Annotated in this window: 21 protein-coding genes; 9 read left to right on the top strand and 12 right to left on the bottom strand. The window is 72.2% G+C overall.

The annotated features are described in order from the left end of the window. Positions 1-35: 35 nt before the first annotated feature. Entirely contained in the window at positions 36-2,501 is a 2,466-nt protein-coding gene (locus IO36_RS36435) for a DUF4132 domain-containing protein (RefSeq protein ID WP_037626732.1), read from the bottom strand. Continuing rightward, positions 2,498-2,980, bottom strand: coding sequence for a hypothetical protein (locus IO36_RS36440; protein WP_245173610.1), 483 nt, complete (start codon positions 2,978-2,980; stop codon positions 2,498-2,500). The genes IO36_RS36435 and IO36_RS36440 overlap by 4 nt, the downstream gene beginning before the upstream one ends. A 41-nt stretch (positions 2,981-3,021) precedes the next feature. Here IO36_RS36440 and IO36_RS36445 point away from each other — a divergent pair, with 41 nt between their 5' ends. Genes IO36_RS36445 through IO36_RS36455 form a run of 3 tightly spaced genes read left to right on the top strand, consistent with a single transcriptional unit; the run spans position 3,022 to position 4,775 of the window. Next, positions 3,022-3,429: a hypothetical protein gene (locus tag IO36_RS36445; protein WP_037626733.1), complete on the top strand. Its 408-nt coding sequence runs from the start codon at positions 3,022-3,024 to the stop codon at positions 3,427-3,429. A gap of 5 nt (positions 3,430-3,434) precedes the next feature. Further along, positions 3,435-3,950, top strand: coding sequence for a thiol-disulfide oxidoreductase DCC family protein (locus IO36_RS36450; RefSeq protein ID WP_037627405.1), 516 nt, complete (start codon positions 3,435-3,437; stop codon positions 3,948-3,950). 9 nt (positions 3,951-3,959) lie between these two features. Continuing rightward, entirely contained in the window at positions 3,960-4,775 is an 816-nt protein-coding gene (locus tag IO36_RS36455) for a TetR/AcrR family transcriptional regulator (RefSeq protein ID WP_051901220.1), read from the top strand. A 108-nt stretch (positions 4,776-4,883) separates the two neighbouring features. Here the strand turns inward: IO36_RS36455 and IO36_RS36460 are convergent, their stop codons facing one another. Further along, positions 4,884-7,298 carry an MMPL family transporter gene (locus tag IO36_RS36460; protein WP_037626734.1) on the bottom strand — a complete coding sequence of 805 codons (2,415 nt, stop codon included), beginning with the start codon at positions 7,296-7,298 and terminating at the stop codon, positions 4,884-4,886. A 160-nt stretch (positions 7,299-7,458) separates the two neighbouring features. Here IO36_RS36460 and IO36_RS36465 point away from each other — a divergent pair, with 160 nt between their 5' ends. The 3 genes from IO36_RS36465 to IO36_RS36475 all read left to right on the top strand — a co-directional run bounded on the left by IO36_RS36465 (position 7,459) and on the right by IO36_RS36475 (position 12,174). Further along, a complete protein-coding gene (locus IO36_RS36465) occupies positions 7,459-8,148 on the top strand; it encodes a response regulator transcription factor (RefSeq protein ID WP_037626736.1) in 690 nt (229 codons plus the stop codon). After that, the gene (locus IO36_RS36470; protein WP_051901221.1) at positions 8,145-9,599 is read left to right on the top strand and encodes a sensor histidine kinase; all 1,455 of its coding nucleotides are present in this window, start codon (positions 8,145-8,147) and stop codon (positions 9,597-9,599) included. Before IO36_RS36465 ends, IO36_RS36470 begins: the two co-directional genes overlap by 4 nt. 628 nt (positions 9,600-10,227) lie before the next feature. Next, complete coding sequence (locus tag IO36_RS36475; RefSeq protein WP_425535571.1) at positions 10,228-12,174, top strand: sulfatase-like hydrolase/transferase; 1,947 nt, start codon at positions 10,228-10,230, stop codon at positions 12,172-12,174. A gap of 131 nt (positions 12,175-12,305) precedes the next feature. Here IO36_RS36475 and IO36_RS36480 read toward each other — a convergent pair whose 3' ends face one another. From IO36_RS36480 to IO36_RS48705, 3 genes are all read right to left on the bottom strand, one after another. Beyond that, on the bottom strand, positions 12,306-13,862 hold the full coding sequence (locus IO36_RS36480) for an ABC transporter substrate-binding protein (RefSeq protein WP_037626738.1): 1,557 nt from the start codon (positions 13,860-13,862) through the stop codon (positions 12,306-12,308). A 144-nt stretch (positions 13,863-14,006) separates the two neighbouring features. Then, a complete protein-coding gene (locus IO36_RS36485; protein WP_037626739.1) occupies positions 14,007-15,332 on the bottom strand; it encodes a metallophosphoesterase in 1,326 nt (441 codons plus the stop codon). Between the two features lie 16 nt (positions 15,333-15,348). Next, the gene (locus IO36_RS48705) at positions 15,349-15,591 is read right to left on the bottom strand and encodes an SCO4848 family membrane protein (protein WP_037626741.1); all 243 of its coding nucleotides are present in this window, start codon (positions 15,589-15,591) and stop codon (positions 15,349-15,351) included. A 124-nt stretch (positions 15,592-15,715) separates the two neighbouring features. On the opposite strand from IO36_RS48705, the gene IO36_RS36495 reads away from it, so the two are divergent. Beyond that, the gene (locus IO36_RS36495; RefSeq protein WP_425535569.1) at positions 15,716-17,017 is read left to right on the top strand and encodes a D-alanyl-D-alanine carboxypeptidase family protein; all 1,302 of its coding nucleotides are present in this window, start codon (positions 15,716-15,718) and stop codon (positions 17,015-17,017) included. A gap of 123 nt (positions 17,018-17,140) precedes the next feature. Here IO36_RS36495 and IO36_RS36500 read toward each other — a convergent pair whose 3' ends face one another. The 4 genes from IO36_RS36500 to IO36_RS36515 all read right to left on the bottom strand — a co-directional run bounded on the left by IO36_RS36500 (position 17,141) and on the right by IO36_RS36515 (position 20,148). After that, positions 17,141-18,079, bottom strand: a complete 939-nt coding sequence (locus IO36_RS36500) for a YihY/virulence factor BrkB family protein (protein WP_078943669.1) — start codon at positions 18,077-18,079, stop codon at positions 17,141-17,143. Beyond that, complete coding sequence (locus IO36_RS36505) at positions 18,067-18,480, bottom strand: GtrA family protein (RefSeq protein ID WP_037627414.1); 414 nt, start codon at positions 18,478-18,480, stop codon at positions 18,067-18,069. Before IO36_RS36505 ends, IO36_RS36500 begins: the two co-directional genes overlap by 13 nt. Before the next feature lie 113 nt (positions 18,481-18,593). Continuing rightward, entirely contained in the window at positions 18,594-19,538 is a 945-nt protein-coding gene (locus IO36_RS36510; protein WP_037626745.1) for a decaprenyl-phosphate phosphoribosyltransferase, read from the bottom strand. Next, entirely contained in the window at positions 19,531-20,148 is a 618-nt protein-coding gene (locus tag IO36_RS36515) for a phosphatase PAP2 family protein (RefSeq protein WP_078943670.1), read from the bottom strand. The genes IO36_RS36510 and IO36_RS36515 overlap by 8 nt, the downstream gene beginning before the upstream one ends. 142 nt (positions 20,149-20,290) lie before the next feature. On the opposite strand from IO36_RS36515, the gene IO36_RS36520 reads away from it, so the two are divergent. Continuing rightward, on the top strand, positions 20,291-21,640 hold the full coding sequence (locus IO36_RS36520; RefSeq protein WP_037626747.1) for a decaprenylphosphoryl-beta-D-ribose oxidase: 1,350 nt from the start codon (positions 20,291-20,293) through the stop codon (positions 21,638-21,640). A gap of 75 nt (positions 21,641-21,715) precedes the next feature. Beyond that, entirely contained in the window at positions 21,716-22,471 is a 756-nt protein-coding gene (locus tag IO36_RS36525) for a decaprenylphospho-beta-D-erythro-pentofuranosid-2-ulose 2-reductase (RefSeq protein WP_037626749.1), read from the top strand. Between the two features lie 94 nt (positions 22,472-22,565). On the opposite strand, the gene IO36_RS36530 is transcribed toward IO36_RS36525, so the two are convergent. Next, positions 22,566-23,147: a 2'-5' RNA ligase family protein gene (locus IO36_RS36530; RefSeq protein WP_037626751.1), complete on the bottom strand. Its 582-nt coding sequence runs from the start codon at positions 23,145-23,147 to the stop codon at positions 22,566-22,568. A gap of 218 nt (positions 23,148-23,365) precedes the next feature. Further along, positions 23,366-24,379 (bottom strand): tryptophan--tRNA ligase, encoded by a 1,014-nt coding sequence (trpS, locus tag IO36_RS36535; RefSeq protein WP_037627418.1) that lies wholly within the window; start codon positions 24,377-24,379, stop codon positions 23,366-23,368. Positions 24,380-24,419 lie beyond the last annotated feature (40 nt).

The raw sequence follows: 24,419 nt of genomic DNA on the forward strand, positions 1-24,419 counted from the left end.
GGCCGGCGGGGTCCGCGCGGTCGGGGCGGGTGCGGTCAGAGCTGGCTGAGGATGGTCGGGTCCGTGATCTTCAGGTCGTCCGCGAGCAGCATGGCCTTGCTGAGGATCACGGCGAGCATCCGGTCGCCCTCGAAGGGCAGATAGCCGGCCTGGGGGCTCGTCGCGGCGGACTTCGGGACGATGCACAGGTACTGGTCGTTCGGGGTCATCAGGATGTTCCCCGAGCCCAGGTGGATCTTGTACGTGTGCCGCTCGCCCTTCACGTGCAGGAAGCGGCCCTCGAGCGTGCAGCGGTCGGCTATCGCGAGCCGGGGGACCAGCCGGTCGAGGAGGGCGCGGCGGGTCTGCGCGGTCTCGGTCAGCTCGCCGAAGCCGTACGACGTCCAGTACTCCTGGAAGCGGCCGCCGGGGCCGCCGTCCTGCCAGGCCGGGTCGTTGCCGACGCTGGCGACGCCGACGAACAGGTCGACGTCGCGCAGGACCTCGGACAGGACGATCGGGGGGATCCCGGTCAGCGGCAGGGGCTCGACGGGGTTCTCGTCGGGGCCCAGCCACATGCGGTACTCCCCGCCGTAGCAGTGCGCGGAGTTCTCGGGGGCGTCGAGCGGGTAGAAGCGCACCTGGTCGGTGCGCAGCCGCAGATAGCTGCCGGACTCGGTGGTGTCCTCGCCGTACTCGCCGTCGCCGGTGATCCAGTACTCGGCGCGCAGCCCCCACTGGGGCAGTTCCCGGGTGGCCGGGGGCGCCTCGTCGTCGACGCACAGGCGGAGCTTGTTGCGCCAGCCGCGGACGGCGGCCAGGGAGTTGAACTGGTGCTGGCGCACGTAGTGGGCGGCGAAGCGGTTCGAGTACGTGCCGGTGGCGCGTTCGGCGTCGGTGAGGAGGTACACCTCGCGGTGGGCCTGCTTGAAGGGCTGGGTGATCCCGTGCCGCTCCAGCCAGTCCCGCCAGGCGACGACCTCCGCGGGCTCGCGGTCGACCGGGTGCCAGAGGGTGACCTCGGCGCCCGAGGTGACGGGGTCGTCGGTGAGGGTGCGCAGCTCGCCGTCGGCGAAGCCGGCCGGGGTGCCGTCGACCGTCCACAGCAGGCGGCGGGCGAGGGTGCCGACGAGCGGGTGGTCGAGGTAGCGCTCGCGCCAGGTGCCGTACGTCCAGGTGCGGCGGGCGAGGAACTGCCGGTCCAGGCGTTCGGTCCCTGCCGAGAGCATCTTGTCGATGTCCTTGACGGCGGCCTTGAGCTCCTTGAGCTCCTCGGCGTGGTCGCGCCGGACGGCGGCCGGCACGCTCTTGACGGGCTTGCCGCTGGCGTTGTGCCAGCTCAGCACGGCGCGGGAGCCCTGGACCTCCAGGAGCGCGGTGGTCTCGCCGAGTGCGTGGCGGGCCTGCCCGACGGCCGTGAGCCCGTAGGCGGGGACGGCCAGTTCCTCGATCTCCTCCCGGCTCATGCCGAGGGCGGTGGCCTTGGCCTCCAGGAAGCCGTCGATGAGCTTGGCGGTGGCCTTGTACGTCACCCGGGTGGCCAGCCGGGCCAGTTCGGCGAGGGCGGCCTCGCCCTCGACGCGGGCGAGCGCGACGACACCGGCGTTGGCGACCTTCGGGTTGCGCGGGCCGATCCCGGTGACCTTCTTCAGGGAGGTCTCGACGAGCGCCCCGAGGGCCCGGGCGGTGTCGGGGCGGGGCGGCAGCAGGGAGACCAGCCAGGCGAGGCCGCGCAGGGCGTTGGCGTTGTACGGGTCGTAGAGCTCGTTCACGTCGGCGCCGTAGGCCTGACCGGCCAGTTGGAAGGTCCGGGGGCGGCCGGCGAGGGCGAGCCAGGACACCGCGTGGGCGCGGACCCGCTCGGCGCCGAGGGTCTCGACGAGGGCGGCGGCCCTGGCTTCCCACTTGGCGGAGGGCTTGGCGGTGGTGGCCGTCAGCAGATGGGCGAGCAGGGCCTGCCCGTCGGGGGTGGAGGCGTCCCGCATGGCCTGTTCGGCCCATTCCTCACCGACGTTGAGGACGGGCTCCGTGGTCTTCTTCAGCAGGTCGGCGAAGACTCCGCGGCGGTAGGCGTCCATGCCGCTGCGGCGGAAGGCCGCGACGAGGGCGGGGTCCAGCGTCCGGCCGGCCGCCAGCTCGGCCTCGGCCAGGACGTCCAGCCGCGTCGCGTACCAGATGGTGTTCTGCCGGCCGAGTTCCGCGAGCTGGATCGCCCGCTCGTCGGCGAGCGGGTACTCGGGGAGGCCGTGGCAGACGGCGGCGAGCATGGTCAGCACGTGGTTGCGGGGTTCCGATCGGTTGCCGACCGTCGCGTAGCCCTCCGCCAGCGCGCCGGCCAGCCTCTCCCGCTGATCGGCGGGGAGTTCGCCCAGCAGGCCGAGGAGCTCTTCCCAACCACCGCCCCACTGGGCCGTCTTGACCAGCGAGGCCCGCAGGAGGTCGGTGGCGAGTCCCCCCATGTTGCCGTCGGCCGCGTTCGAACGGATCCATTCCAGAAGCTTCCTGGTGCTCGACATCGTCATCCCCCCACCAGCGCGACGAGCTTGAGGAAGGTGACCTCGGTGCCCAGGACCAGCTCGATCTCCTCGTCGAGGTCGGTGACCTGACGCTCCCCCACGAGCACCAGGAAGCCGTTCCCCTCGAAGGCCCGGATCGCGAGGGCGCTCTGGGCCTCCGGGTCTATCCGGCGGGGCGTGCGCAGCGCGTAGCCGTTCAGCACCCGTTCGGTGTTCTCGGGCTGCACGAGCCCCTGGAACACCGGCGGCGTGCTCGCGTTGTACTCGGCGACCTCCTGGAAGACCCGTCGCCGGATCAGCTCGCGCACCGCGAGCCGCTCCTCGGCGATCTCGATCCCCCAGCCGGTGCCCCGCCTCCCACTGGTCGTCTCGTCGACGAACGTCACCATTCCCATGCCGACGAACAGTACGAGCCCCCACTGACAACCGGTCATCGGGTCCCCCGGATCCGACTTGAACATGTTCAAAAGGAGGTCTACATTCATTCCAGACAGCGTTTTGAACGCGTTCAAGAAGGGGTGGGGACATGGACCTCACAGTCGTCGCGTACGTCATCTACCTGGTGGTCAGCATCGCGTTGACGGTCTGGGTGGCGCGCACGCTGAGTCACAACGGGCGGATCTTCCTGTCGGACGTCCTGCACGGTGACGAGAGGCTCGCCGACGCCGTCAACCGGCTGCTCGTGGTGGGCTTCTACCTCGTCAACCTGGGCTTCGTCGCGCTCTATCTGCACCAGAGCGACGAGATCACCGACGCCCGGGGGATCTTCGAGGCCCTGTCGACCAAGCTGGGCGTCGTCCTGCTGGTGCTCGGCGTCATGCACCTGGCCAACGTCTACGTGCTCAACCGGATCCGGCGGCGGGGCGTCATGGAGCGTGAGCAGGTCCCGCCGGTGCGGCCGACGGACTGGGCCGCCCCCACGGCCGGGGCGTGAGCGCGGTGACCGGGGCACCGGCCACCGGGGACCGGGACGCGGCGAGCGTCCCGGTCCTCGGGCTCACCGTCCTCTACGACCCGCGCTGCTCGCTGTGCGCCTTCCTGAAGAAGTGGCTCGCCGGACAGGCCCAGCTCGTGCCGCTGCGGTTCGTCCCGGCCGGCTCCGAGGAGGCCCTGCGGCGCTGCCCCCGGCTCGACCACCGCGCCACGATGGACGAGATCACCGTCGTCGGGGACGCCGGGCAGGTCTACCAGGGGTCCGCCGCCTGGATCGTCACCCTCTGGGCGCTGCGCGAGTACCGGGCGCTGGCCCACCGGCTGAGCACGCCCGCGGGCGCGCGCCTGGCCCGGGGCGCGACCCTCGCGGCCGCCAAGTGGCGCGAGGCGCAGGCACGGCGGCGGTGGGGCGGCGGCTCGTACGAGTGGGGCGACGGCTGGAGCTACGACCCGGTCGCCGGATGGACCTTCACGCCGCCCGCCTGTGACGGCGGCGGGTGCCCGGCCGTTCCCAGTCGTTAGGCTCGTCCCGTGCCAGCACCGACAGACAGCCCCGGCCCCAGCAGGTCCTCCGCGGCCCCCGAGCCCGCCAAGTCCCCGGAGAAGGAGGCGAAGGGCCCGGCGAAGAGCGAACAGACCCGGGCCCTGATCCTGGAGACCGCGATGCGGCTCTTCCAGGAACGGGGGTACGACAAGACGACGATGCGGGCCATCGCCCAGGAGGCGGGCGTCTCCGTCGGCAACGCGTACTACTACTTCGCCGGCAAGGAGCACCTGATCCAGGGCTTCTACGACCGGATCGCCGCCGAGCACCAGGAGGCGGTCCGGGACGTACTGGCCCGCGAGACGGACCTGGAGGCCCGGCTGGGCGGGGTGCTGAAGGTGTGGCTGGACATCGCCACGCCGTACCACGAGTTCGCCGTGCAGTTCTTCAAGAACGCCGCCGACCCGGACAGTCCACTCAGCCCCTTCTCCCCCGAGTCCGAGCACGCGCGCTTGGAGGCGATCAGCGTGCACAAGGAGGTGCTGGCCGGGGCGAAGACCAAGGTCCCGGAGGAACTGCGCGAGGTGCTGCCCGAGCTGATGTGGCTCTCGCAGATGGGGCTCGTCCTGTACTGGGTGTTCGACCGGACCGAGAGCCGCGAGCGCAGCTACCGGCTCGCCGAGCGCGGCGCCCGGCTCACCGCGCGCGGGGTCTCGCTGGCCCGCTTCCGGCTGCTGCGTCCCCTCGTCCACGAGGTGCACGAGCTGTTCACGGACTTCCTGCCGGGGATGACGAAGGCCCTGCCCGACCCGGCGAAGAAGTCGGAACAGGGCCCGTCACGGACGGCCGGGACGACGGACTGAGGGGCGCACACCACGACGGGCCGAGGAGTGCGGACCTCGACGGGCTGAGGGGCGCCCGCCGTGGCGGGCACCCCCCGTCGCACCGGAACGATCCGGCGCCGCGCGGCCTCAGTTGACCGCGTCGGCGTCCACCTCGCCCGGTGTCAGCTCCACGTCGTGCACCAGCGGCTCCTCCGTGACGACGAGGTGCTGCGCCCGCGCCCCGTACGAACGGGCCGTCACCGACAGCAGATACGTCCCCGGAGCCGGGACCGAGACGATGTAGGACCCGTCGGCCAGCGAGGTCACCCGGTCCAGCTGACGGCCTCCCTTGGACAGCAGCGTCAGCACCGCCCCGTCGACGGCCTCGCCCTCCGCGTCCCGGACGAACCCGTGCACGGCCGACGCCCCGCCCCCGGCCGGTGCCACGTCCGCGGACGGCTCCTCCGCGGGCTCCACCGCCAAATGCGGCAGCCGCTTGTCCAGCCACCCGGGCAGCCACCAGTTGGAGTCGCCGAGCAGGTGCATCGCCGCGGGGACCAGGGCCGTACGGAGGATGAAGGCGTCCAGCGCGACCGCGGCCGCGAGCCCCACCCCCGCCATCGCCGCCCCGGAGTCACCGCTCAGGACGAAGGCGAGGAAGACGCACACCATGATCAGGGCGGCCGAGTTGATGACCCGGCTGGTCTCCGCCAGCCCGACGCGCACCGCCCGCGCGTTGTCCTTCGTGTGCACCCACTCCTCGTGCATCCGGCTCACCAGGAACACCTGGTAGTCCATGGACAGGCCGAAGAGCAGCGAGAGCATGATGACGGGCAGGAAGGCGTTGATCGGCCCCTCCTTGCCGAGACCCAGCACTTCCAGGCCCCAGCCCCACTGGAAGACCGCGACCAGGACGCCGAAGGACGCGGCGGCCGCGATCAGGTTCATCAGCGCGGCGGTCAGCGGCACCACCAGGGAGCGGAACGCGATCAGCAGGAGCAGGAAGCCGAGCCCGATGATCGTGGCGACGAACCAGGGCAGCCGGTCGCCGGTGATGGTCGCGAAGTCCTTCGACACTGCGGTCACCCCGCCGACGTGGGCCGTGGCCCCCGTGTCCGGGATCACCCGGTCCCGCAGGGTGTCGATGAGATCGTCGGTCTTCACCGACTGCGGCGAGGTCGTCGGCACCACCTGGATCACCGTCACCCCGTGCGCGGGCGGCAGCGCGGCGACCGCGGCGACCCCGGGCGTGGTGCCGATGCTCTTCGTCAGCGCGCCCGCGTCACCGGCGGTCACGACGACCTGGAGCGGGCCGTTGAAGCCGGGCCCGAAGCCCTCGGCCAGCAGGTCGTAGGCCTGCCGGGTCGTGGTCTTGGCGTCGTCGTTGCCCTGGTCGGTGGCGCCCAGGTGCAGCGACAGGACGGGGACGGCGAGGACCGCCATCACGGCCAGCGCGAGGACCGCGATCGTACGGGGGCGCCGCTGCACGCCCGCCGACCAGCGGGCCGCGACCCCGCTCGCCCGCTCCGGCTCCGGACCCCGCTCCGCCAGCTTGCGCCGCTGGCGGCGGCTGAGCACCCGGGTGCCGAGGACCCCGAGCAGCGCCGGCAGCAGGGTGGTCGCCGCGAGCACGCTGAACACGACGGTCAGGGAGGTGCCGATGACCACGCCGTCGAGGAAGCGCAGGTTCGTCACGAGCATGCCCGCGAGCGCGATGCACACGGTGCCGCCCGCGAACAGCACCGCCCGCCCCGAGGTGTTGAGGGCGACGACCGCCGACTCCTCGGGCGCCAGGCCCCGCAGCAGACCGCGCCGGTGCCGGGTGACGATGAACAGCGCGTAGTCGATGCCCACACCGAGGCCGATGAGGGTGGCGAGCAGCGGCGCCAGGTCCGGGATGTCCGTGGCGTGGCTGAGCAGTTGGGTGGAGAACAGCCCCGTCCCCACCCCGAAGACCGCGATGCCGATCGGCAGCAGCATCGCGAAGAGCGAACCGAAGGCGAGGAAGAGGACGACGGCCGCGGCAAGGATGCCGACCATCTCGGCGAGCCCGGTGGGCGGCTCCTGCACCCGCTGGATCGCCTGCCCGCCCAACTCCACCTGTAGTCCGGCCCGTTCGGCACCCTGCGCGGTGTCGACGACCTTCTGCACCAGGTCCTTGGGCACGGCGTTCGCCTGCTCGGCGAAGGTGATCTGGGCGTACGCGATCCGGCCGTCCTCGCTGATCTGCGCGGCGCCCCGCTCCCCCTGGTAGGGCCCCGCGACCTGGCCCACGCCCTTCATGCCGGCGATCTCGTCGAGCACCGGCTGGATCCGGGACCGCACCGAGGCGTCCCTGACCGTGCCGTCCGCGACCTTCCACACCACCGTGTCGGTGTCCCCCGCGCTGTTCGGGAAGGCCTTCTCCATCTGGTCGTACGCACGCTTGGAGTCCGTGTTCGGAAGGGAGAACACGTTCGCGTAGTCCGTGCCCGCGGTGGTCGCCGCGAAGCCGAGCCCGAACAGCGCACCCACCCACAGCAACAGGACCACCAGCCGGTGCCGATAGCACCACCGTGCCAATACCGCCACGTTCAACGCTCCTTAGTCGGTCGGTCCCCCAGGTCCTGGTCACCAGCATTCGCGGCCCCCCGCGCGAGGGGACACGACCCGCCCATGACTCTCAAGGAACTCCAAGGAGCGAACGGCACCGTCCGCCGACGGCCCCGCCGATACTGGGGACATGACCGCTCACGAGGGAGCCACCGTCCTCGTCGTCGAGGACGAGCCGAGCATCGCGGACGTCCTCACCATCGCCCTGCGCTACCACCGCTTCGAGGTGATGGCCGCAGGATGCGTCCGCGAGGCGCTCGCCCTCGCCGAACGCACCCGTCCCGACGCCGCGCTGCTCGACGTGATGCTCCCGGACGGCGACGGCCGGGCGCTCGGCCGTGAACTGCGGCTGCGGCAGCCGGACCTGGCCGTCGTCTTCCTCACCGCCCGGGACGCGCCGGCCGAGATCGTCGGCGCGCTCGGTTTCGGCGACGACTACATCACCAAGCCGTTCAACATCGACGAGGTCGTCGCCCGGATCACCGCCGTCCTGCGCCGCACCCGGCCCGACGACGTCCTGCCCCAGCGACCGCCGCTGCGCTACGGGGACCTGGAGCTGGACGAGACGACGTACCGCGTCCACCGCGCGGGCACCACCGTCGAGCTCACCCCCACCGAGTACGCGCTGCTGCGCTTCCTCGTCCGCAACGGCGGGCGGATCGTGCCCAAGGAACAACTCCTGCGCCACGTCTGGCAGTACGAGCACCCGGCCGAGTCGACGGTCGTCGAGACCTACATCAGCTACCTGCGGCGCAAGCTCGAACCCCTGGGCCCGCCGGTGATCCAGACCCGCCGGGGCGTCGGATACGGGCTCGCATGAACCCGCTCGTGCGGCCCGGCTGCCGCCCGCCCCCGCGCTCCCGGCACGGCGTCCATTCGCTGCGCGGCAAACTGACGATCGCCAACGTGGGACTGCTGGCCGTCGGCATCGTGGTGGCGACCGCCGTGAGCCTGATGGGCATGCGGCACTACCTGCTCGACCAGGTGGACGCCCAGCTCCTCAAGACCCGTGACTCGCTGGGCGGTTCGCAGCTCACCCTGCGCCAGATCGACTCGCTGAGCGCCCTCGCGTTCGTCCACGACCGGCTCGGTCCGGCGGCGGACGAGTCCAAGCCCGACTCGGTCTTCGCGGCCGTCGACCGGCACGGCCGGGCGATCGAGGTGGCCGGCTTCCGGCCCGGCGACACACAGCGCGCGTTCGCCGCCGCCGTCGACGACCCCGCCTCCCTCGTCCGCGCCGGCGAACCGCGGGACGTCACCGTGAACGGTGCCGCCTACCGGGCGACCGGCACCCGGCTCGCCGACGGGACCTACGTCCTGTTCGCGGCCTCGACCGACGGACTGCACAAGGGCATCGCCCAGGCCCTCAAGCTCGACCTCGCCGTCGGCACCCTGCTCCTCGCGCTCCTCGCCTGCCTGACGATGTTCAGCGTCCGCCGCCGGATGCTGCCGCTGGAGGCCATGGTGGAGACCTCCTCCGCCATCGCCGAGGGCGATCTGACCCGGCGCGTCCCCTCCAGCCATCATCCGACCCAGGAGGTCGAGCAGCTGCGGCTCGCGCTCAACTCCATGCTGCACCAGGTCGAGTCGGCCTACCGGACCCGCGAGGACAGCGCCGCCCAGCTGCGCCGGTTCGTCGGGGACGCCTCGCACGAGCTGCGCACCCCGCTCGCGGCGATACGCGGCTACCTCCAGCTGTACGAGAAGGGGATGCTGACCGACCCGGCCGAGCGCAGACGCGCCTGGGACCGGATGAACGCCGAGGCCGACCGCATGGGCCGGCTCGTCGACGAGCTGCTCATCCTGGCCCGCCTCGACCAGCGGCCGGAACTGCGCTTCCGGAACGTCGACCTGAGCCGGCTCGTGCGGGACGCGGCGGCGGACCTGCGCGCCCAGCAGCCCGGCCGCCCGGTGACCGTGGACGCCGACGGCACCCTGCTCGTACGGGCCGACGAGTCGGGGCTGCGGCAGGTGCTGGGCAATCTCGTGGGCAACGTACGCACCCACACCCCCGACGACGTGCCCGTGCGGCTGGGTCTGGAACGGGTGGACGGAGTCCTGCGGCTGTGTGTCGCGGACAAGGGGCCGGGACTCGCCGAGGAGGACGCGGCACGGGTCTTCGACCGTTTCTTCCGGGCCGGCGGGGGCGCGGGCAGCGGGCTGGGCCTCGCGATCGTCGAGGGCGTGGTGCGGGCCCACGGGGGGAACGTCGCGGTGCGGACGGCGCCGGGCGAGGGCCTGGCGGTGACGGTGACGCTGCCCGTGCGGTGACCTGCCGGTCGGGTGAGAGCGCGGGTCCGGTGTGGGTGGCGGCCCCGGTGTCGGTGCCGGCCCGGTGAAGGTGCGGGTCCGTCGAGGGCGGCGGTCCGGTGAGGGGGCAGGCCCGTCGAGGGCGGCGGTCCGGTGAGGAGCCGGGGTCCCGCGTATGCGGTTCCGGAGCCCCGGGGCGACACCCCGGCGTCACCCGTACGTCGTCCCGGAGCCCTCGCGCCGACCGGGACACCTCTCCGCACACCGCCTTGACCTGCGGAAACGGACTTGGACAGATGCTGACCGAGGCGGTTGAACACGGGCTGCCCGGCCCCCGTACCCCACGATGAGGGCGAATCGGTCGCAACCGATCGGCCCGCCACGCCACCACCGCGCATCGCACGGAAGGAACGCCGGGTTGTCGTCCACAACGAACTCTCGACAGCTGCCGAACACGGACGAGGCGCCTTCGCGCGAAGAGCCGGCATCGGAACCGCCCGCGGACCCGAGCCAGAGCCCGGACCCGGAACCGGACACGGCCCCGGAGACGGAGCAGGCCGCGGACCCGGAGCAGGCCGCGGGCGGGGACGAGGACGCCGCCGCCTCCGGTGAGGGAGAGGCAGCGGCCGGGACGGCCCCCGAGGTCACCATGACCGACGGGGCCGCCCCTTCGCCTTCCGAGGCCCCGGAACAGGCTCCCGGCGACGGACCGGAGGACCCCGCCGAGGCCGGCGGCGACGCCCCGGCCGCGAAGGCCGCGGAGGTGGTGGAAGCCGAGGAGGCCGAGGCCGGTACGGCGGACGGCGGCTCCCCTGACGGTGCCTCGGAGGCGGCTGCTCTCCCGGCCGGTGAGGCCCCTGCCGGAAAGGCCCCGGAGGCGGCTGCCGGCGACGGGGCCGGGGACGGGTCGGAGCCTCCAAAGGACGAGCCGCCCGGGGACGGGCCGGGGCGCGGGTGGCGGGGCCGGTACCCCGTCGTCGCCCGTGCTCTCGCCTGGAGCACCACCCTCGTCGCCGCCGCGCTCGTCCTGTTCGCGCTGCTCATGCCGAGCCAGGCGGACAAGTTCCAGCCGGCCGAGTTCCTGCGCCTCCCCGTGGAGGCGATCTTCGGCGCCGCGCTGCTGATCGTCCTGCCCCGCCGCCCGCGGATCGCGCTCTCGGTGGCCGCCGGGCTGGTCCTGGGTGCGCTGACGGTCCTGAACATCCTCGACATCGGCTTCAACGAATACCTGGGACGGGGCTTCAACGTCGTCCTCGACTGGTCGCTCTTCAGCGACGCGCAGGCCTACCTCCAGGACACGTTCGGCCACGGCGGCGCCCTCGGCATCGCGGCGCTGGCCGTCGCGCTCGTGATCGCGGTGCTGACCCTCATGACCCTGTCGGTCGTCCGGCTGGGGAACCTGGTGGCCAGGAACACCGCGACGGCGACCCGTGCGACCCTCGCGCTGGCCATGGCCTGGGTCACCTGCGCGACGCTCGGGCTGCAGTACACCGGCGTGCCCATAGCCTCCGAGCACGTGGCGCTGGTCGTCCAGGAGCGGGCGGCGCGGGTGCGGCAGACCCTGCGGGACGAGGCCGCGTTCGCCCGGATATCCAAGAAGGACGACTTCGCGAACACCCCGCCCGACCAGATGCTCACGGATCTGCGCGGCAAGGACATGATCATCACGTTCATCGAGAGCTACGGCCGCAGCGCCATCGAGGATCCGCTGATGGCGCCGCGTGTCGACGCGACGCTGACGGCCGAGAACAAGAAGCTGAAGCAGGCCGGATTCGCAGCGAAGAGCGGCTGGCTCACCTCGGCGACGTACGGCGGCAGCAGCTGGCTCGGCCACTCGACGTTCCTGTCGGGCCTGTGGATCAACAACCAGCAGCGGTACCGCACCGTGACCGCCGGCGATCACCTGACGCTGGTCAGCGCCTTCAAGAGGACCGGCGACTACGACACCGTGGGCGTCATGCCGGGCATCCAGAAGGGCTGGCCCGAGCAGAAGTTCTATGGCATCGACAAGCTCTACGACGCCTTCCACCTCGGCTACAAGGGGCCGAAGTTCAGCTGGTCCACGATGCCCGACCAGTACGCCCTGGCCGCGTACGAGCGGCTGGTGCACAGCAAGAAGCACGACAAGCCGCTGATGTCGACGATCATCCTGACCTCCAGCCACCAGCCCTGGGCGCCCATCCCGAAGACGGTCCCCGAGGACCAGGTCGGCGACGGCTCCGTGTACGACGCCATCGAGAAGGCCGGCAAGAGGCCCGCCGACATCATCACCAGCTCGCCGAAGTCGAAGGTGGAGTACGGCAAGGCGATCTCGTACTCGGTGACGAGTCTGATCGACTACCTGGTGAAGTACGGCAAGAAGAACACCGTGCTGATCTACCTCGGCGACCACCAGCCGATCGCCCGGGTCAGCGGCGACCACGCGAGCCGTGACGTCCCCGTCTCGATCGTCGCCAAGGACCCGAAGGTGCTCGACAGAATCGCCGACTGGGGCTGGACCGACGGACTGCGGCCCGAGCACGACGCCCCGGTGTGGAAGATGAGCTCCTTCCGCAACCGCTTCCTGACGGCGTACGGATCCACTCCGCACCCGTGACGGGACTCCCTCCCCGTCCGCGGGCGGTGGTCACGGCTCCGGCCGTCGGCCGCCGCCCGCGCCCGTGAGGGCGACGACTCGTGCGGCGACCGCGCGTCAGGGCGACGGGCGCGGTGGCGGTCCGTCCGCCGTCACAGCCAGTTCAGCCGCCACAGACGGAAGACGCCGGTGCCGTCGGACAGGTACTGGCCGCCGCTGATGTCCTCACTGCTGACGACGTAGTCCTTGCGCTGCCACAGGGGGATCAGCGGGACGTCCTCCGCCACGTCCACCTGGAGCCGCCGGAACGCGTCCGCGGTGCGGCTGCGGTCGGCGTCCTGCCGGGTCTCCTTGATCAGCCGGTCGACGTCCTTGTTGCTGTAGCCGTTCTTCATGGAGTTGCCGGTGCCGACGAGCGGCGCCCCGAAGGTGTCGGCGTCGGGATAGTCGGCGACCCAGCCGACCGCCCAGGCGTCCAGACCGCCCTCCGCGTACTTCTTCTGGAACTCGGTCCACTCGAACCCCTCGGTGGTCACCTTGAACAGACCGTCCGTCTCGAGCTGCCGCTTGAGCTCGGCGGCCTCCTCGGCCGCGGCCCCGCGTCCCTCGGCGTACCCGTAGGTGAAGCGCACGGGCAGCGAGACCCCGGCCTCGGCCAGCAGGGCGCGGGCCTTCTTGGCGTCCGGCTGCGGGTAGTCGTCGAAGAACGAGGTCGCGTGTCCCGTGATCCCGGCCGGGATGAGCCCGTACAGCGCGTCGGTGGTCCCCCGGTACGTCCGGTCGACCAGCCTCCCGCGGTCGACCAGCGAGGCGAGTGCCTGCCGTACGCGCCGGTCGTGCAGCGGCGACGTCTCGCGCACGTTCAGGACGAGATTGCGGGTCTCGGCGCTGTCCGCCTCCGTGACCCGCTGCTTGGGATCGCTCGGGGAGAGCGCGGCGAGCTGGGCGGGCGGCAGCTGCCGGGCGACGACGTCCAGCTCCTTGTCCTTCCACCCCACCTGGAGCGCCTGCGAGTTGGCGTAGTAGCGCAGGACCACCGGGCTGCCGGAACGGTCGACGGCTCCCTCGTAGCGGGGGTTCGGGGACAGGACGGCCTTCACGCCCTGCGTGTACGTCTTCAGGACGTACGGTCCGGTGCCGTCGACGGCGTTGTCGGTGCGCAGGCTGCGCCGGGGGTAGCGGGTGCTGTCGACGATCGACCCGGCGCCGGTCGCCAGCTTGAACGGGAAGGTCGCGTCGGGCGAGGACAGGTGGAAGGTGACGGTCAGACCGCTCGCGTCGACGCTGCCCAGGGTGGACAGGAGCGAGGCGGGGCCCACCTCGTCGTTGATCCGCTTGACCCGGTCGAAGGAGAACTTCACGTCGGCCGCGGTCACCTTGCGTCCGCTCGCGAACGTCAGGTCGTCACGGAGGGTGCAGCGATAGGTGCGCAGTCCGGCGTCGGTGAAGCCGCAGCGTCGGGCGGCGTCCGGTTCGGGCTTGGCGCCGCCGGGCTCGAAGGTGAGCAGCGACTGGAAGACATTGCTGAACAGGGCCCAGGACCCGGCGTCGTAGGCGCCGGCCGGGTCGAGCGAGGTGACGGCGTCCGTGGTGCCCACCGTGATGGTGCGGTTGCTGTTCTCCTTCGCCGGCATCAGCTGCCAGCCGGCCACGCCGACGCTCGCGACGACGAGCAGCGCAACCAGAATCCATAAGCGAACCGATCGCATCGGTGCCCTCCCCAGGCGCCCCGCACACCACTCCCTGGTGGCGCGGATCACCTAACCACAGGAGTTTCGGGCGCGGAAGGGAATCGGGAAGAGTGCCCAGGAGCGGCGAAAATGATCTTTTCCGCCGCTCCTCACAGCCGATTCTCAGGCTTCGGGCGAGGCCAGTTCGACGACGGTGATGTCGGAGGGCGCCCCGACGCGGGTCGGCGGGCCCCAGGCCCCGGCGCCCCGGGAGACGTACAGCTGGGTGTCCCCGTAGCGCTCCAGACCGGCGACGGTGGGGTTGGCGGCGGCCGCGACGAAGTTGCCGGGCCACAGCTGTCCGCCGTGGGTGTGTCCGGACAGCTGGAGGTCGACGCCGTGGCGTACCGCCTCGTGGATCTGCACCGGCTGGTGGGCGAGCAGCACACAGGCCCGGGTACGGTCGCGGTCGCCGAGCGCCCTGCCGAAGTCGGGTCCCTGTCCCTCGCTCTCGCCCTGCAGGTCGTTGACCCCGGCGAGGTCGAAGCCGGCGAGCTCGGTCCGCGCGTTCTCCAGGGGGTGGATCCCGAGCTCCCGCACCTCCCGGACCCACTGCTCGGCTCCGGAGAAGTACTCGTGGTTCCCGGTGACGAAGTACGAGCCGTGGCGGGCGCGCAGGCCGGCGAGGGGCGCGGCCGCCGGCCCGAGGTTCTTCACGCTGCCGTCGACCAGGTCGCCGACGACGGCGATCAGATCGGGCTGCGTGGCGTTGATGGTGTCGACGACCTTCTGCGCGAATCCGCGTCCGAGCACCGGGCCGAGGTGGATGTCGCTCACCACTGCGATCCGGAAGCCGTGGGCGGACCGGGGCAGTTTGGCGAGCGGCACGGTGACACGCTTGACCCGGGGTCCGCGCAGGACGCCGTACGTGCCGTACCCGACGGTGCCCATCGCGACCGCCGCGGCCGCGCCGCCGACGACCCGCGAGACGAACAGCCGCCGCGAGGGGTCCACGAGGGGTGCCGTCACCGGCTCGGCGGGGGCTTCGGCGGGGGCCGGTTCGGCGGGGGCGGGTTCGGCTGCCGGCTCGGCGGAGGCGGGTTCAGCACGGGCGGGTTCGGCGGGCGCGGGGGCCGGTTCGGCGGGGGCGGGTTCGGCTGCCGGTTCGGCAGGGGCCGCCGACCGGGCCCGGCGTTCCAGGACCCGGCGCAGGACCGGACGGACGACCTCGCCGGCGAGCAGTGCCAGGACGAGGTAGAGGCCGAGCGGCATCCACAGGAACCCGGGCCAGGCCAGGGTCCGCTGGAGCCAGAAGGGAGCGCCCGCCCGCTCGCTCACGACGGCGGCGACCATGAGCAGCGGCCCGGCGACGAAGACCGCCGCGCCCAGCCGGCGGACCGGTCCGGGGCCGACGGTGGTGTCCCGCACCAGCCGCCGGTAGGCGTACACGTGCAGTCCCACGAGCACGGCCAGCGCGGCCAGACCCGCGGACACGAACAGGATGACCATGACGTCGTATCCCCGGTTATGACGTCTGGCGCAAAGCGCGTACGCCGCGCAACCCGATGCCCCCGACGACCGTCCCAAGGACAAACGACACGACGGCGAGCGTCAGATGCACCCAGAAGTACGCGGTCGGATCACCCGCGCTGTCGAACGCGAGCCCACTGGCGTCTTTCCAGAGATTCTTAGCGAAAGTGACCCAAATGACCCAGCTCCACACCCCGAAGGCGAGCAGGAACCAGGACACGGGGTGGCTGAGCTTCATGCGTTCAGTATCGCCGTCGGCCCCCGTGATCCGGCGCCGGGGTGGGGACGGGACGGTTTCCCCGAACGGTGACGGGTATTCAGGTCACCGGCCCTGTACTTTCTCGATCGTGCCCGCTTCGAAAATGACCATTCGGCGATCTTCTCTGATTGCTTCCGCCGCTTTGTTGCTCGTGTCCCTCGCCTCGCCCGCGTTCGCCGACGACACCGACGCGAACCCCGAGGAGAGCCCCTCCGCCTCCCCGTCGGCCACGCCCCCGGCGGCCATGTCGACCCTCGGCGGCGAGCGGCTCGGCAAGCCCGGCAACCAGGTGAACCTCGGCGCGGGCGCCCCCGTCCTGCCCGCCGACGTCACCGCCCGCTCCTGGATCGTCGCCGACGCCGAGTCGGGCGACGTCCTGGCCGCGCACAACGCGCACTGGCGGCTGCCCCCGGCCAGCACCCTGAAGATGCTGTTCGCCGACACGGTGCTGCCCAAGTTCCCGCGCACCACCTCGCACAAGGTGGCCCCCGCCGATCTGGCGGGCATCGGCGCGGGCTCCAGCGTGGTGGGCATAAAGGAGAACCAGACGTACACCGTCCACGACCTGTGGCTCGGTGTCTTCCTGCGGTCCGGCAACGACGCCGTGCACGTGCTGTCCGCGATGAACGGCGGCGTCCGCGAGACGGTCAAGGACATGCAGGCGCACGCGGACGACCTCCAGGCCCTCGACACGCACGTGGTGAGCCCGGACGGCTACGACGCCCGGGGCCAGGTGTCGTCGGCGTACGACCTGACGCTGTTCGCCCGTTCCGGGCTCCAGAAGAAGGACTTCCGGGAGTACTGCTCGACGGTGCGGGCGAAGTTCCCCGGCACGGCGGCCGGGACCGTCAAGGGCAAGGCCGGCCGGGCGACCTCCGAGATCCAGAACACCAACCGGCTGCTGACCGGGGACACCGACATCACCGCTTACCAGGGCATCGCGGGGGTGAAGAACGGCAACACCACCAACGCCGGCGCCACTTTCACGGGCGTCGCCGAGCGCGGCGGCAAGGTGCTGCTCGTCACGGTCATGAACCCGGAGAAGAAGGAGCACAACGAGGTCTACAAGGAGGCCGCCCAGCTGCTCGACTGGGGCTTCCAAGCGGCGGACAAGGTCCAGCCGGTGGGCGAACTCGTGGCCCCCAAGGGAGTCGACACCACGGCGCAGCCGGGCGCGAACGCCTCGGACGGGGCGAGCCCCGGCACGGGCTCGGGGTCCGGCACCGGCACCGCGCACCCCTCCACGAAGCCGGTGGCGGCCTCCGCCCCGGCGGGGCGGGGCGGTACGAGCGGCATCGGTGTCGCACTCGGCCTGGCCGCCGGCTTCCTCGTGCTGCTCGCGGCGGGCGTCTTCCTGGTCAACCGCCGCTGGCCGCTGCCGGACCTGATGCGCCGCCGCCGCTGACCGCCCGCGGGGCTCCGCGGCCTTGCCTCGGCCCCGGAGCCCTCCGGAACGCTTCGAGCCCAGCCCTCGCCGAACCCGGATCCCTCGGGCCCGCGGAGCCCCACGGGCTGGATCCCCGTGCCCCTACCGCGTGGCCGTCTCCCGTGGGCCGGTGGGCTCCTCCGGGGCCGTCGGACCGTCCGGATCCTCCTCCTGTCGTTCCTGCGTCTCCTGCCCCTCGCTGCGTGTGGCCGTCCAGGCGGCCGAGTACAGCAGCAGTTTCGAGGTGAAGTTGATCCACAGGAGCAGCGCGATCGGCACCCCGAAGGCGCCGTACATGCTCTTCGACGCCACCCCGCGCATATAGCCGCTGAGCAGCAGTTTGAGCAGCTCGAACCCGACGGCGCCGATCAGCGCCGCGACGATCAGCCGGCGGCGCGGCGGCTCGACGCCGGGCAGCAGCGTGAGGACGTAGAGCAGGACCAGGAAGTCGGCGAGGACGGCCACCGCGAAGGCGACGACCTGGAGCAGGGTGGTGCCCCAGCCCTGTTCGTCGAGGCCCAGGTGCCGCGCCGACCAGCCCATCGCCGAGGAGGCGAGGGTGGAGACGGCGATGGTCAGGAGCACCGCGCCGCCGAGTCCGACGAGGATCCCCCCGTCCTTGGCCTTGCGCAGCAGGGGGTTCTCCTCGCCGTCGGGCAGCTCCCAGACCGCGCGCAGACAGTCCCGCATCTGGCCGACCCAGCCGATGCCGGTGATCAGCAGCAGGGCACCCGCGATCACCCCGATCGTGCCGGCGTTCTGCACGAGGCCCTGGATGTCCAGCTGGTCGGAGATCCCCGGCACCTGCTCGGCGAGCTTGTCCTGGAGGTCCTTCTGCTGCTGGTCGCTCAGCGTGGCCGCACCGATCGCGGCGGCCACGGTCAGCAGCGGGAACAGCGCCACGAAGCTGATGAAGGTCATCGCCGCGGCGAGCCGCGTCCACTTCACGCGGTCCAGCCGCTCGTACGACCGCCACGCGTGCGTGGCCATGAGGCGCACGACCAGAGGTCCCACGCCGGGAATCTTTGTCAGCCAGTCCATGATCCGACTCTGCCCTCGCCTCGGAAAACCAGTGCCCGGGTACCCCAAAATCGCAGGACAGTGGCGAGTGCCATGCCGATTCCCGCACCGGAGACCGTGTCCGCGCGCGGCGAGGTGAAACCCAGGCCGTAGTGGGTGACGGCGATGCACAGCAGCTGGACGAGCGCGCCCGCGACGTTCACGGCGAGGAAGAGCAGGCAGCGGCGCGGCCCGCGGGCCGGGGCGTGGCGGTAGGTGCCGAGCGCGTTGCCGGCGTAGGCCACCGAGCAGCCGGCGAGGAACGACAGCGCCTTGGCGGTCAGCGGGTCGAGGCCCGCCGGGCCCCGGAGCCAGACGAAGAGGCCGAGGTCGGCCGCGTAGGCGAGGGCACCGGCCGCGGCGAACCCGAGGACCTCGCGCAGGAACCGCCCGCGGGCCGTCCCGGGATCCGCCGCCGGCTTCGTGCCGGTGCTCCCCGGGCCGGCCGCCGCGGGTGCGGTCAGGAGCCCGGGGCCGGGCCGCTCCTCGGTGACGCTCACCAGTTGGCCACGGCGAGCCCGTACATCGCCAGCCAGACCAGGCCGATGAGGGCGAGCGGGCGGTCGCGCAGGACCACGTCCTCGGGCTCGCCCGCGGTGCCCCGGTCGGCGAAGACCGCGTAGCGCAGGACGGCGAGGATGAAGGCGACCATGGACAGCTGGCGCCAGGGCAGCAGGCCGGCGTTCGGCACCCCGCCCTCCTCCAGGGCCCACAGGCAGTAGCCGAGGACCGAGACCCCGGCGGCCAGCTGCCAGACGAAACGCAGGTAGCCGGTCGTGTACTCGGTGAGCAGCGCGCGGGTGGCCCCCGCCTTCCCCGCCATCTGCACGGCCTCGGAGTAACGCTTCGCCGCGACCATGAACAGGGCCCCGAATCCGGTGGTGATCAGGAACCAGCGTGAGAGCGGGATGCCGAGGGCCAGGCCGCCGATCATGGCCCGCATCAGGAACCCGGTCGTGACGACGACGAGGTCGACGACGAGCACGTGCTTCAGGCTGACGCAGTACGCCAGTTGCATGCCGAGGTACGCGGTCAGCAGGGCGCAGACGGGGACCGAGCAGAGCCAGGCGGCGACCGCGGGCGCGAGGACGCCGAGGGTGCCGCCGACGGCGTACGCGGCGGGGACGGGGACCTGGCCGGCGGCGACCGGGCGGTGCCGCTTCACCGGGTGGGCGCGGTCGGCGGCGGCGTCCCGGGCGTCGTTGATCAGATAGACGGCGGCGGCGCAGGCGGTGAACAGCACGAAGACCAGCGCGAGCCGGCCGAAGGCGTACGGGGTGAACAGCCGGCCGGCGGCGGCAGGGGCGGCCACGACCAGCACGTTCTTGACCCACTGGCGGGGGCGCGCGGTCCGCAGGAGGCCGCGCAGCAGCCCGGTCAGCGTCCGCGGCGGCGGGGCCATGACCGGGGCGCGCTCCAGCAGCGCGGTGCGCTCAGCCATGGCCGGCCCCGATCCAGCGGGCGCCCAGGCCCGCCGCCGCGGCGCCCAGGGCCGCTCCGGCGGCGACGTCCGTGGGGTAGTGGACCCCGACGACCAGGCGTGAGAGGCACATCGCGGCGGCGAGCGGGGGGACGGCGTACGCGCCCAGCGCCCCGTAGGCCACCGCGGCGGCGGTGGCGGAGGCGGCGTGCGAGCTGGGGAAGGAGTGCCGTCCCGCGGTGCGCACCCGGGGTGCCAGGTGTGCGGGGCGCGGACGGCGCACGATCCGCTTCACTCCCATGCTCGCGAGGTGCGCGCCTGCGGTGAGCGCCGTCGCGCGCAGCCACGCGCTCCGCCGGTTCCGGTCGGCGGCCGCGGCCGCGGCCCCGGCTGCGAGCCAGAGGGCGCCGTGCTCCCCGCTCCAGGACAGGGCGCGTGCCGCGGCCGCGACACGCGGGTCCTCGCCCCAGGCGTGGAACACGCCCAGCAGCCGGCGGTCCACGCCGTCGGGCGGGCGGTCCTCGCCGTCGAGCCGGTGGGGCACGGCGTCCGGCCGGCGGTCCGGGGCACCGCGGCGGCCATGGTCGTCAAGCCGCCGATCCGTCGCGTCACGGTCGTCAAGGTCGTCCATGTGATGCCACTCTTCTAGGGAGCGGTCGCAGAACTACGGCAATCTTGGACGACATCCCATTAATCACCCATTTCGGTGAGGAGCCGGGAGCGCTGGGCGGAATGCCCCGTCACGCCCCCTCTGCGGCGCTACGGTCACGGGCATGCCTGCCGACTCCGTCTCCGTCACGGGTTGGGGCCGCACCGCCCCGACCACCGCCCGTCTGGTCCGTCCGCGCACCTACGGGGAGGCGGCGGCCGCGGTCCGGGAGTGCGGGGCGCGGGGCGGGATCGCCCGGGGGCTCGGACGGGCGTACGGCGACGCCGCGCAGAACGCGGGCGGGGCGGTGCTCGACATGACGGGCCTGGACCGGATCCACGCCGTCGACGCGGGCGGCGGCACGGTCCTGTGCGACGCGGGGGTCTCCCTGCACCGGCTCATGGAGGTCCTCCTCCCCCTCGGCTGGTTCGTGCCGGTGACACCGGGGACCCGCTACGTGACCGTCGGCGGCGCGATCGGCGCGGACATCCACGGCAAGAACCACCACGTGTCCGGCTCCTTCTCCCGGCACGTCCTGTCCTTCGAGCTGCTGACGGCGGACGGCGAGATCAGGACGGTCGGGCGCGGCACCCCGCTGTTCGACGCCACGGCGGGGGGCATGGGGCTGACCGGGGTGATCCTGACGGCGACCGTCCGGCTCCAGCCGGTGGAGAGCGCCCTGATGTCCGTCGACACCGAACGCGCGACGGACCTGGACGACCTGATGGCGCGGCTCACCACCGGCGACCACCGCTACCGCTACTCGGTCGCCTGGATCGACCTCCTCGCGCGCGGGGCGCGGACGGGACGCTCGGTGCTGACCCGAGGCGATCACGCCCCGCTGGACGCGCTGCCCCCGCGGGCCCGCAGGCACCCGCTCGCGTTCCGCCCCTCCCGGCTGCCGGCCGCCCCCGCCTTCGTACCGGAAGGACTTCTCGGCCGGACGACGGTCGGACTGTTCAACGAGCTCTGGTACCGCAAGGCGCCGCGCGCGCGGCGGGGTGAACTCCAGCCGATCCCGGCCTTCTTCCACCCCCTGGACGGGGTGCCGCACTGGAACCGCGTCTACGGGCGCGGCGGCTTCGTCCAGTACCAGTTCGTCGTCGGACACGGCCGGGAGGAGACCCTGCGCCGGATCGTGCGGCGCATCTCCGAACGCGGCTGCCCGTCCTTCCTCGCCGTCCTGAAGCGCTTCGGGGAGGGCGATCCGGGCTGGCTGTCGTTCCCGGTGCCCGGCTGGACCCTCGCCCTGGACATCCCGGCGAACCTGCCGGGCCTCGGCGCCTTCCTCGACGAGCTCGACGAGGAGGTGGCGGGGGCCGGGGGCCGTGTGTACCTCGCCAAGGACGCCCGGCTGCGGCCCGAACTGCTGGCCGCGATGTACCCCCGGCTCGGCGCGTTCCGTTCGCTGCGCCGGGAGCTGGACCCACGGGGCGTGTTCACCTCGGACCTGTCCCGCCGTCTCGGCCTGTAGCCCCCGCCGTTCCCCGGCACGGGGAGCGCCCGCCCCGCCCTCCCCTCCGGTTCCCGCCTCAAGGAGCTAGCTGTCATGAAGGACGCCTTCGGTCTCCCCCAGTCCCTGCTGGTCCTCGGCGGCACGTCCGAGATCGCGCTGGCCACCGCGCGCCGGCTGATCACCCGGCGCACCCGGGCGGTGTGGCTCGCCGGACGGCCGACGCCCGCGCTGGAGGAGGCCGCCGGGCGACTGCGCGGGCTCGGCGCGGACGTCCGTACCGTCGCCTTCGACGCCCTCGATCCCGAGTCCCACGAGGCCGTGCTGGGCAAGGTCTTCGCCGAGGGCGACATCGACATGGTGCTGATGGCGTTCGGGGTGCTCGGCGACCAGGCCGTGGACGAGAAGGAGCCGGTCGCGGCGGTCCGGGTCGCGCAGACGAACTACACGGGCGCGGTGTCCTCGGGCCTGGTGTGCGCGCGGGCGTTGCAGACGCAGGGCCACGGCTCGCTGGTGGTGCTGTCCTCGGTCGCGGGCGAACGCGCCCGCCGCTCGAACTTCATCTACGGCTCCAGCAAGGCGGGCCTGGACGCCTTCGCGCAGGGCCTGGGCGACGCCCTGCACGGCACCGGCGCGCACGTCATGGTCGTACGCCCCGGGTTCGTCCGCACGCGGATGACGGCCCACCTCCCGGAGGTGCCGCTGTCGACGACGCCGGAGGCGGTCGCCGCGGCGATCGAGCTGGGACTGAGGCGCCGCTCGGAGACGGTGTGGGTGCCGGGGGCGCTGAGGATGGTCATGTCGGCGCTGCGGCACACACCGCGGGCGGTGTTCCGGCGGCTGCCGGTCTGAGGCGGGACCCCCAGGGCCTGTCCGGCGATCCCCGTCCGGCAGGCCCTAGGGCCTGTCTGACAATTCCCGTCTGCCCGGCGACGCCATGCAGGCCCTAGAGCGCCGGCAGTGTGGTGTCGTGCTCGGGCGAGGAGGCCTGCGGGGGCACCACCGCGCCGCCGAAGACGAACTCGCGGAGCTTGCGCCACACCCCGTCGGCGCCCTGTTCGTAGAGCGCGAACCCGGTGCAGGGCCATCCGGCCTCGTACCCGGAGAGCGCCTCGAAGGCGTGGTCCATCGCCTCCTCGGCGATGCCGTGGGCCACGGTGACGTGCGGGTGGTACGGGAACTGCAGCTCGCGGGGTACGGGGCCCGAGGCGTCCCGGACCTGCTTCTGCAGCCAGGTGCAGGCCTCCGCGCCCTCGGCCACCCGGACGTACACGACCGGCGACAGGGGGCGGAAGGTGCCCGTGCCGGACAGCAGCATCGGGAACGGGCGCCCGGCGGCGGCGACGTCCATGAGGTGCGCCTCGATCGCGGGCAGCGCCGCGTCCTCGACCTCGGTCGGCGGCAGCAGGGTGACGTGCGTGGGAATGCAGCAAGCCGCGGGGTCGCCGAAGCCCGCGCGCCGCTCCTGGAGCAGGCTGCCGTGAGGCTCCGGGACCGCGATCGACACACCGATCGTTACGGTCCCCACGTCGTCTCCTGTTCGTTGTCGGTGCTCAGGGCTGTTCGGTGGTGCTGCGCGGACGGAGGCGATCGCTCGGCCTGCTCCCGCCTTCGACTGTACGGCGATATGACCCGCAATCGGCCGTCACAGCAGTGTCGCGCTCGTCTCGTACTGACTGCCGAAGGTGGTGTGGTAGGGGCCGCGCCGCCGCCGTACGGTCGCACGTACGGCGGCGGAAGGGGCCGTCAGTGCTTGGCGGGCAGGAACCCGACCCGCTCGTACGCCTGGGCGAGGGTCTCGGCGGCGACCGCGCGCGCCTTCTCGGCGCCCTTGGCCAGGATCGAGTCCAGGGTCTCGGGGTCGTCCAGATACTGCTGGGTGCGCTCCTTGAACGGCGTCACGAAGTCGACCATGACCTCGGCGAGGTCCGTCTTGAGCGCGCCGTACATCTTGCCCTCGTACTCCTGCTCCAGCGCGGCGATCGAGGTGCCGGTGAGGGTGGAGTAGATGGTGAGCAGATTGCTGACACCCGGCTTGTTCTCCGCGTCGTAGCGGATGACGGTGTCCGTGTCGGTGACCGCGCTCTTGACCTTCTTGGCGGTCACCTTCGGGTCGTCGAGCAGGTTGATGAGGCCCTTCGGCGTCGACGCCGACTTGCTCATCTTGATCGACGGGTCCTGGAGGTCGAAGATCTTCGCCGTCTCCTTGAGGATGTACGGCTTGGGGATGCGGAACGTCTCGCCGAAGCGGCCGTTGAAACGCTCCGCGAGGTCGCGGGTCAGCTCGATGTGCTGGCGCTGGTCCTCGCCGACCGGGACCTCGTGGGCCTGGTAGAGCAGGATGTCGGCGACCTGGAGGACCGGGTACGTGAAGAGGCCGACGCTGGCGCGGTCGGCGCCCTGCTTCGCGGACTTGTCCTTGAACTGGGTCATGCGGGAGGCCTCGCCGAAGCCGGTGAGGCAGTTCATGACCCAGGCGAGCTGCGCGTGCTCGGGGACATGGCTCTGGACGAAGAGGGTGCAGCGCTCCGGGTCGAGGCCGGCGGCGAGCAGCTGCGCCGCGGCGAGCCGGGTGTTGGCACGCAGATCCGCGGGGTCCTGCGGGATCGTGATCGCGTGCAGGTCGACGACCATGTAGAACGCGTCGTGGGACTCCTGCAGCGCCACCCACTGGCGGACGGCGCCGAGGTAGTTGCCGAGGTGGAACGAGCCTGCCGTGGGCTGGATTCCGGAGAGCACGCGAGGACTGTCAGAGGCCATGTTCACCATTCTCTCAGGTGACGGGCCCCGCTCCGGAACT

Origin of the sequence: Streptomyces aureus, assembly GCF_000725495.1 — a bacterium.
GTDB classification, from domain to species: domain Bacteria; phylum Actinomycetota; class Actinomycetes; order Streptomycetales; family Streptomycetaceae; genus Streptomyces; species Streptomyces aureus_B.

What these genes read in the sequence shown, in the direction of transcription:
- IO36_RS36435 (WP_037626732.1), bottom strand. Translation starts at nt 2,501, where the DNA reads ATGACGATGTCGAGCACCAGGAAGCTTCTGGAATGGATCCGTTCGAAC.
- IO36_RS36440 (WP_245173610.1), bottom strand. Translation starts at nt 2,980, where the DNA reads ATGAATGTAGACCTCCTTTTGAACATGTTCAAGTCGGATCCGGGGGAC.
- IO36_RS36445 (WP_037626733.1), top strand. Translation starts at nt 3,022, where the DNA reads ATGGACCTCACAGTCGTCGCGTACGTCATCTACCTGGTGGTCAGCATC.
- IO36_RS36465 (WP_037626736.1), top strand. Translation starts at nt 7,459, where the DNA reads ATGACCGCTCACGAGGGAGCCACCGTCCTCGTCGTCGAGGACGAGCCG.
- IO36_RS36470 (WP_051901221.1), top strand. Translation starts at nt 8,145, where the DNA reads ATGAACCCGCTCGTGCGGCCCGGCTGCCGCCCGCCCCCGCGCTCCCGG.
- IO36_RS36475 (WP_425535571.1), top strand. Translation starts at nt 10,228, where the DNA reads ATGACCGACGGGGCCGCCCCTTCGCCTTCCGAGGCCCCGGAACAGGCT.
- IO36_RS36480 (WP_037626738.1), bottom strand. Translation starts at nt 13,862, where the DNA reads ATGCGATCGGTTCGCTTATGGATTCTGGTTGCGCTGCTCGTCGTCGCG.
- IO36_RS36485 (WP_037626739.1), bottom strand. Translation starts at nt 15,332, where the DNA reads ATGGTCATCCTGTTCGTGTCCGCGGGTCTGGCCGCGCTGGCCGTGCTC.
- IO36_RS48705 (WP_037626741.1), bottom strand. Translation starts at nt 15,591, where the DNA reads ATGAAGCTCAGCCACCCCGTGTCCTGGTTCCTGCTCGCCTTCGGGGTG.
- IO36_RS36495 (WP_425535569.1), top strand. Translation starts at nt 15,716, where the DNA reads ATGACCATTCGGCGATCTTCTCTGATTGCTTCCGCCGCTTTGTTGCTC.
- IO36_RS36500 (WP_078943669.1), bottom strand. Translation starts at nt 18,079, where the DNA reads ATGGACTGGCTGACAAAGATTCCCGGCGTGGGACCTCTGGTCGTGCGC.
- IO36_RS36510 (WP_037626745.1), bottom strand. Translation starts at nt 19,538, where the DNA reads ATGGCTGAGCGCACCGCGCTGCTGGAGCGCGCCCCGGTCATGGCCCCG.
- IO36_RS36515 (WP_078943670.1), bottom strand. Translation starts at nt 20,148, where the DNA reads ATGGACGACCTTGACGACCGTGACGCGACGGATCGGCGGCTTGACGAC.
- IO36_RS36520 (WP_037626747.1), top strand. Translation starts at nt 20,291, where the DNA reads ATGCCTGCCGACTCCGTCTCCGTCACGGGTTGGGGCCGCACCGCCCCG.
- IO36_RS36525 (WP_037626749.1), top strand. Translation starts at nt 21,716, where the DNA reads ATGAAGGACGCCTTCGGTCTCCCCCAGTCCCTGCTGGTCCTCGGCGGC.
- trpS (WP_037627418.1), bottom strand. Translation starts at nt 24,379, where the DNA reads ATGGCCTCTGACAGTCCTCGCGTGCTCTCCGGAATCCAGCCCACGGCA.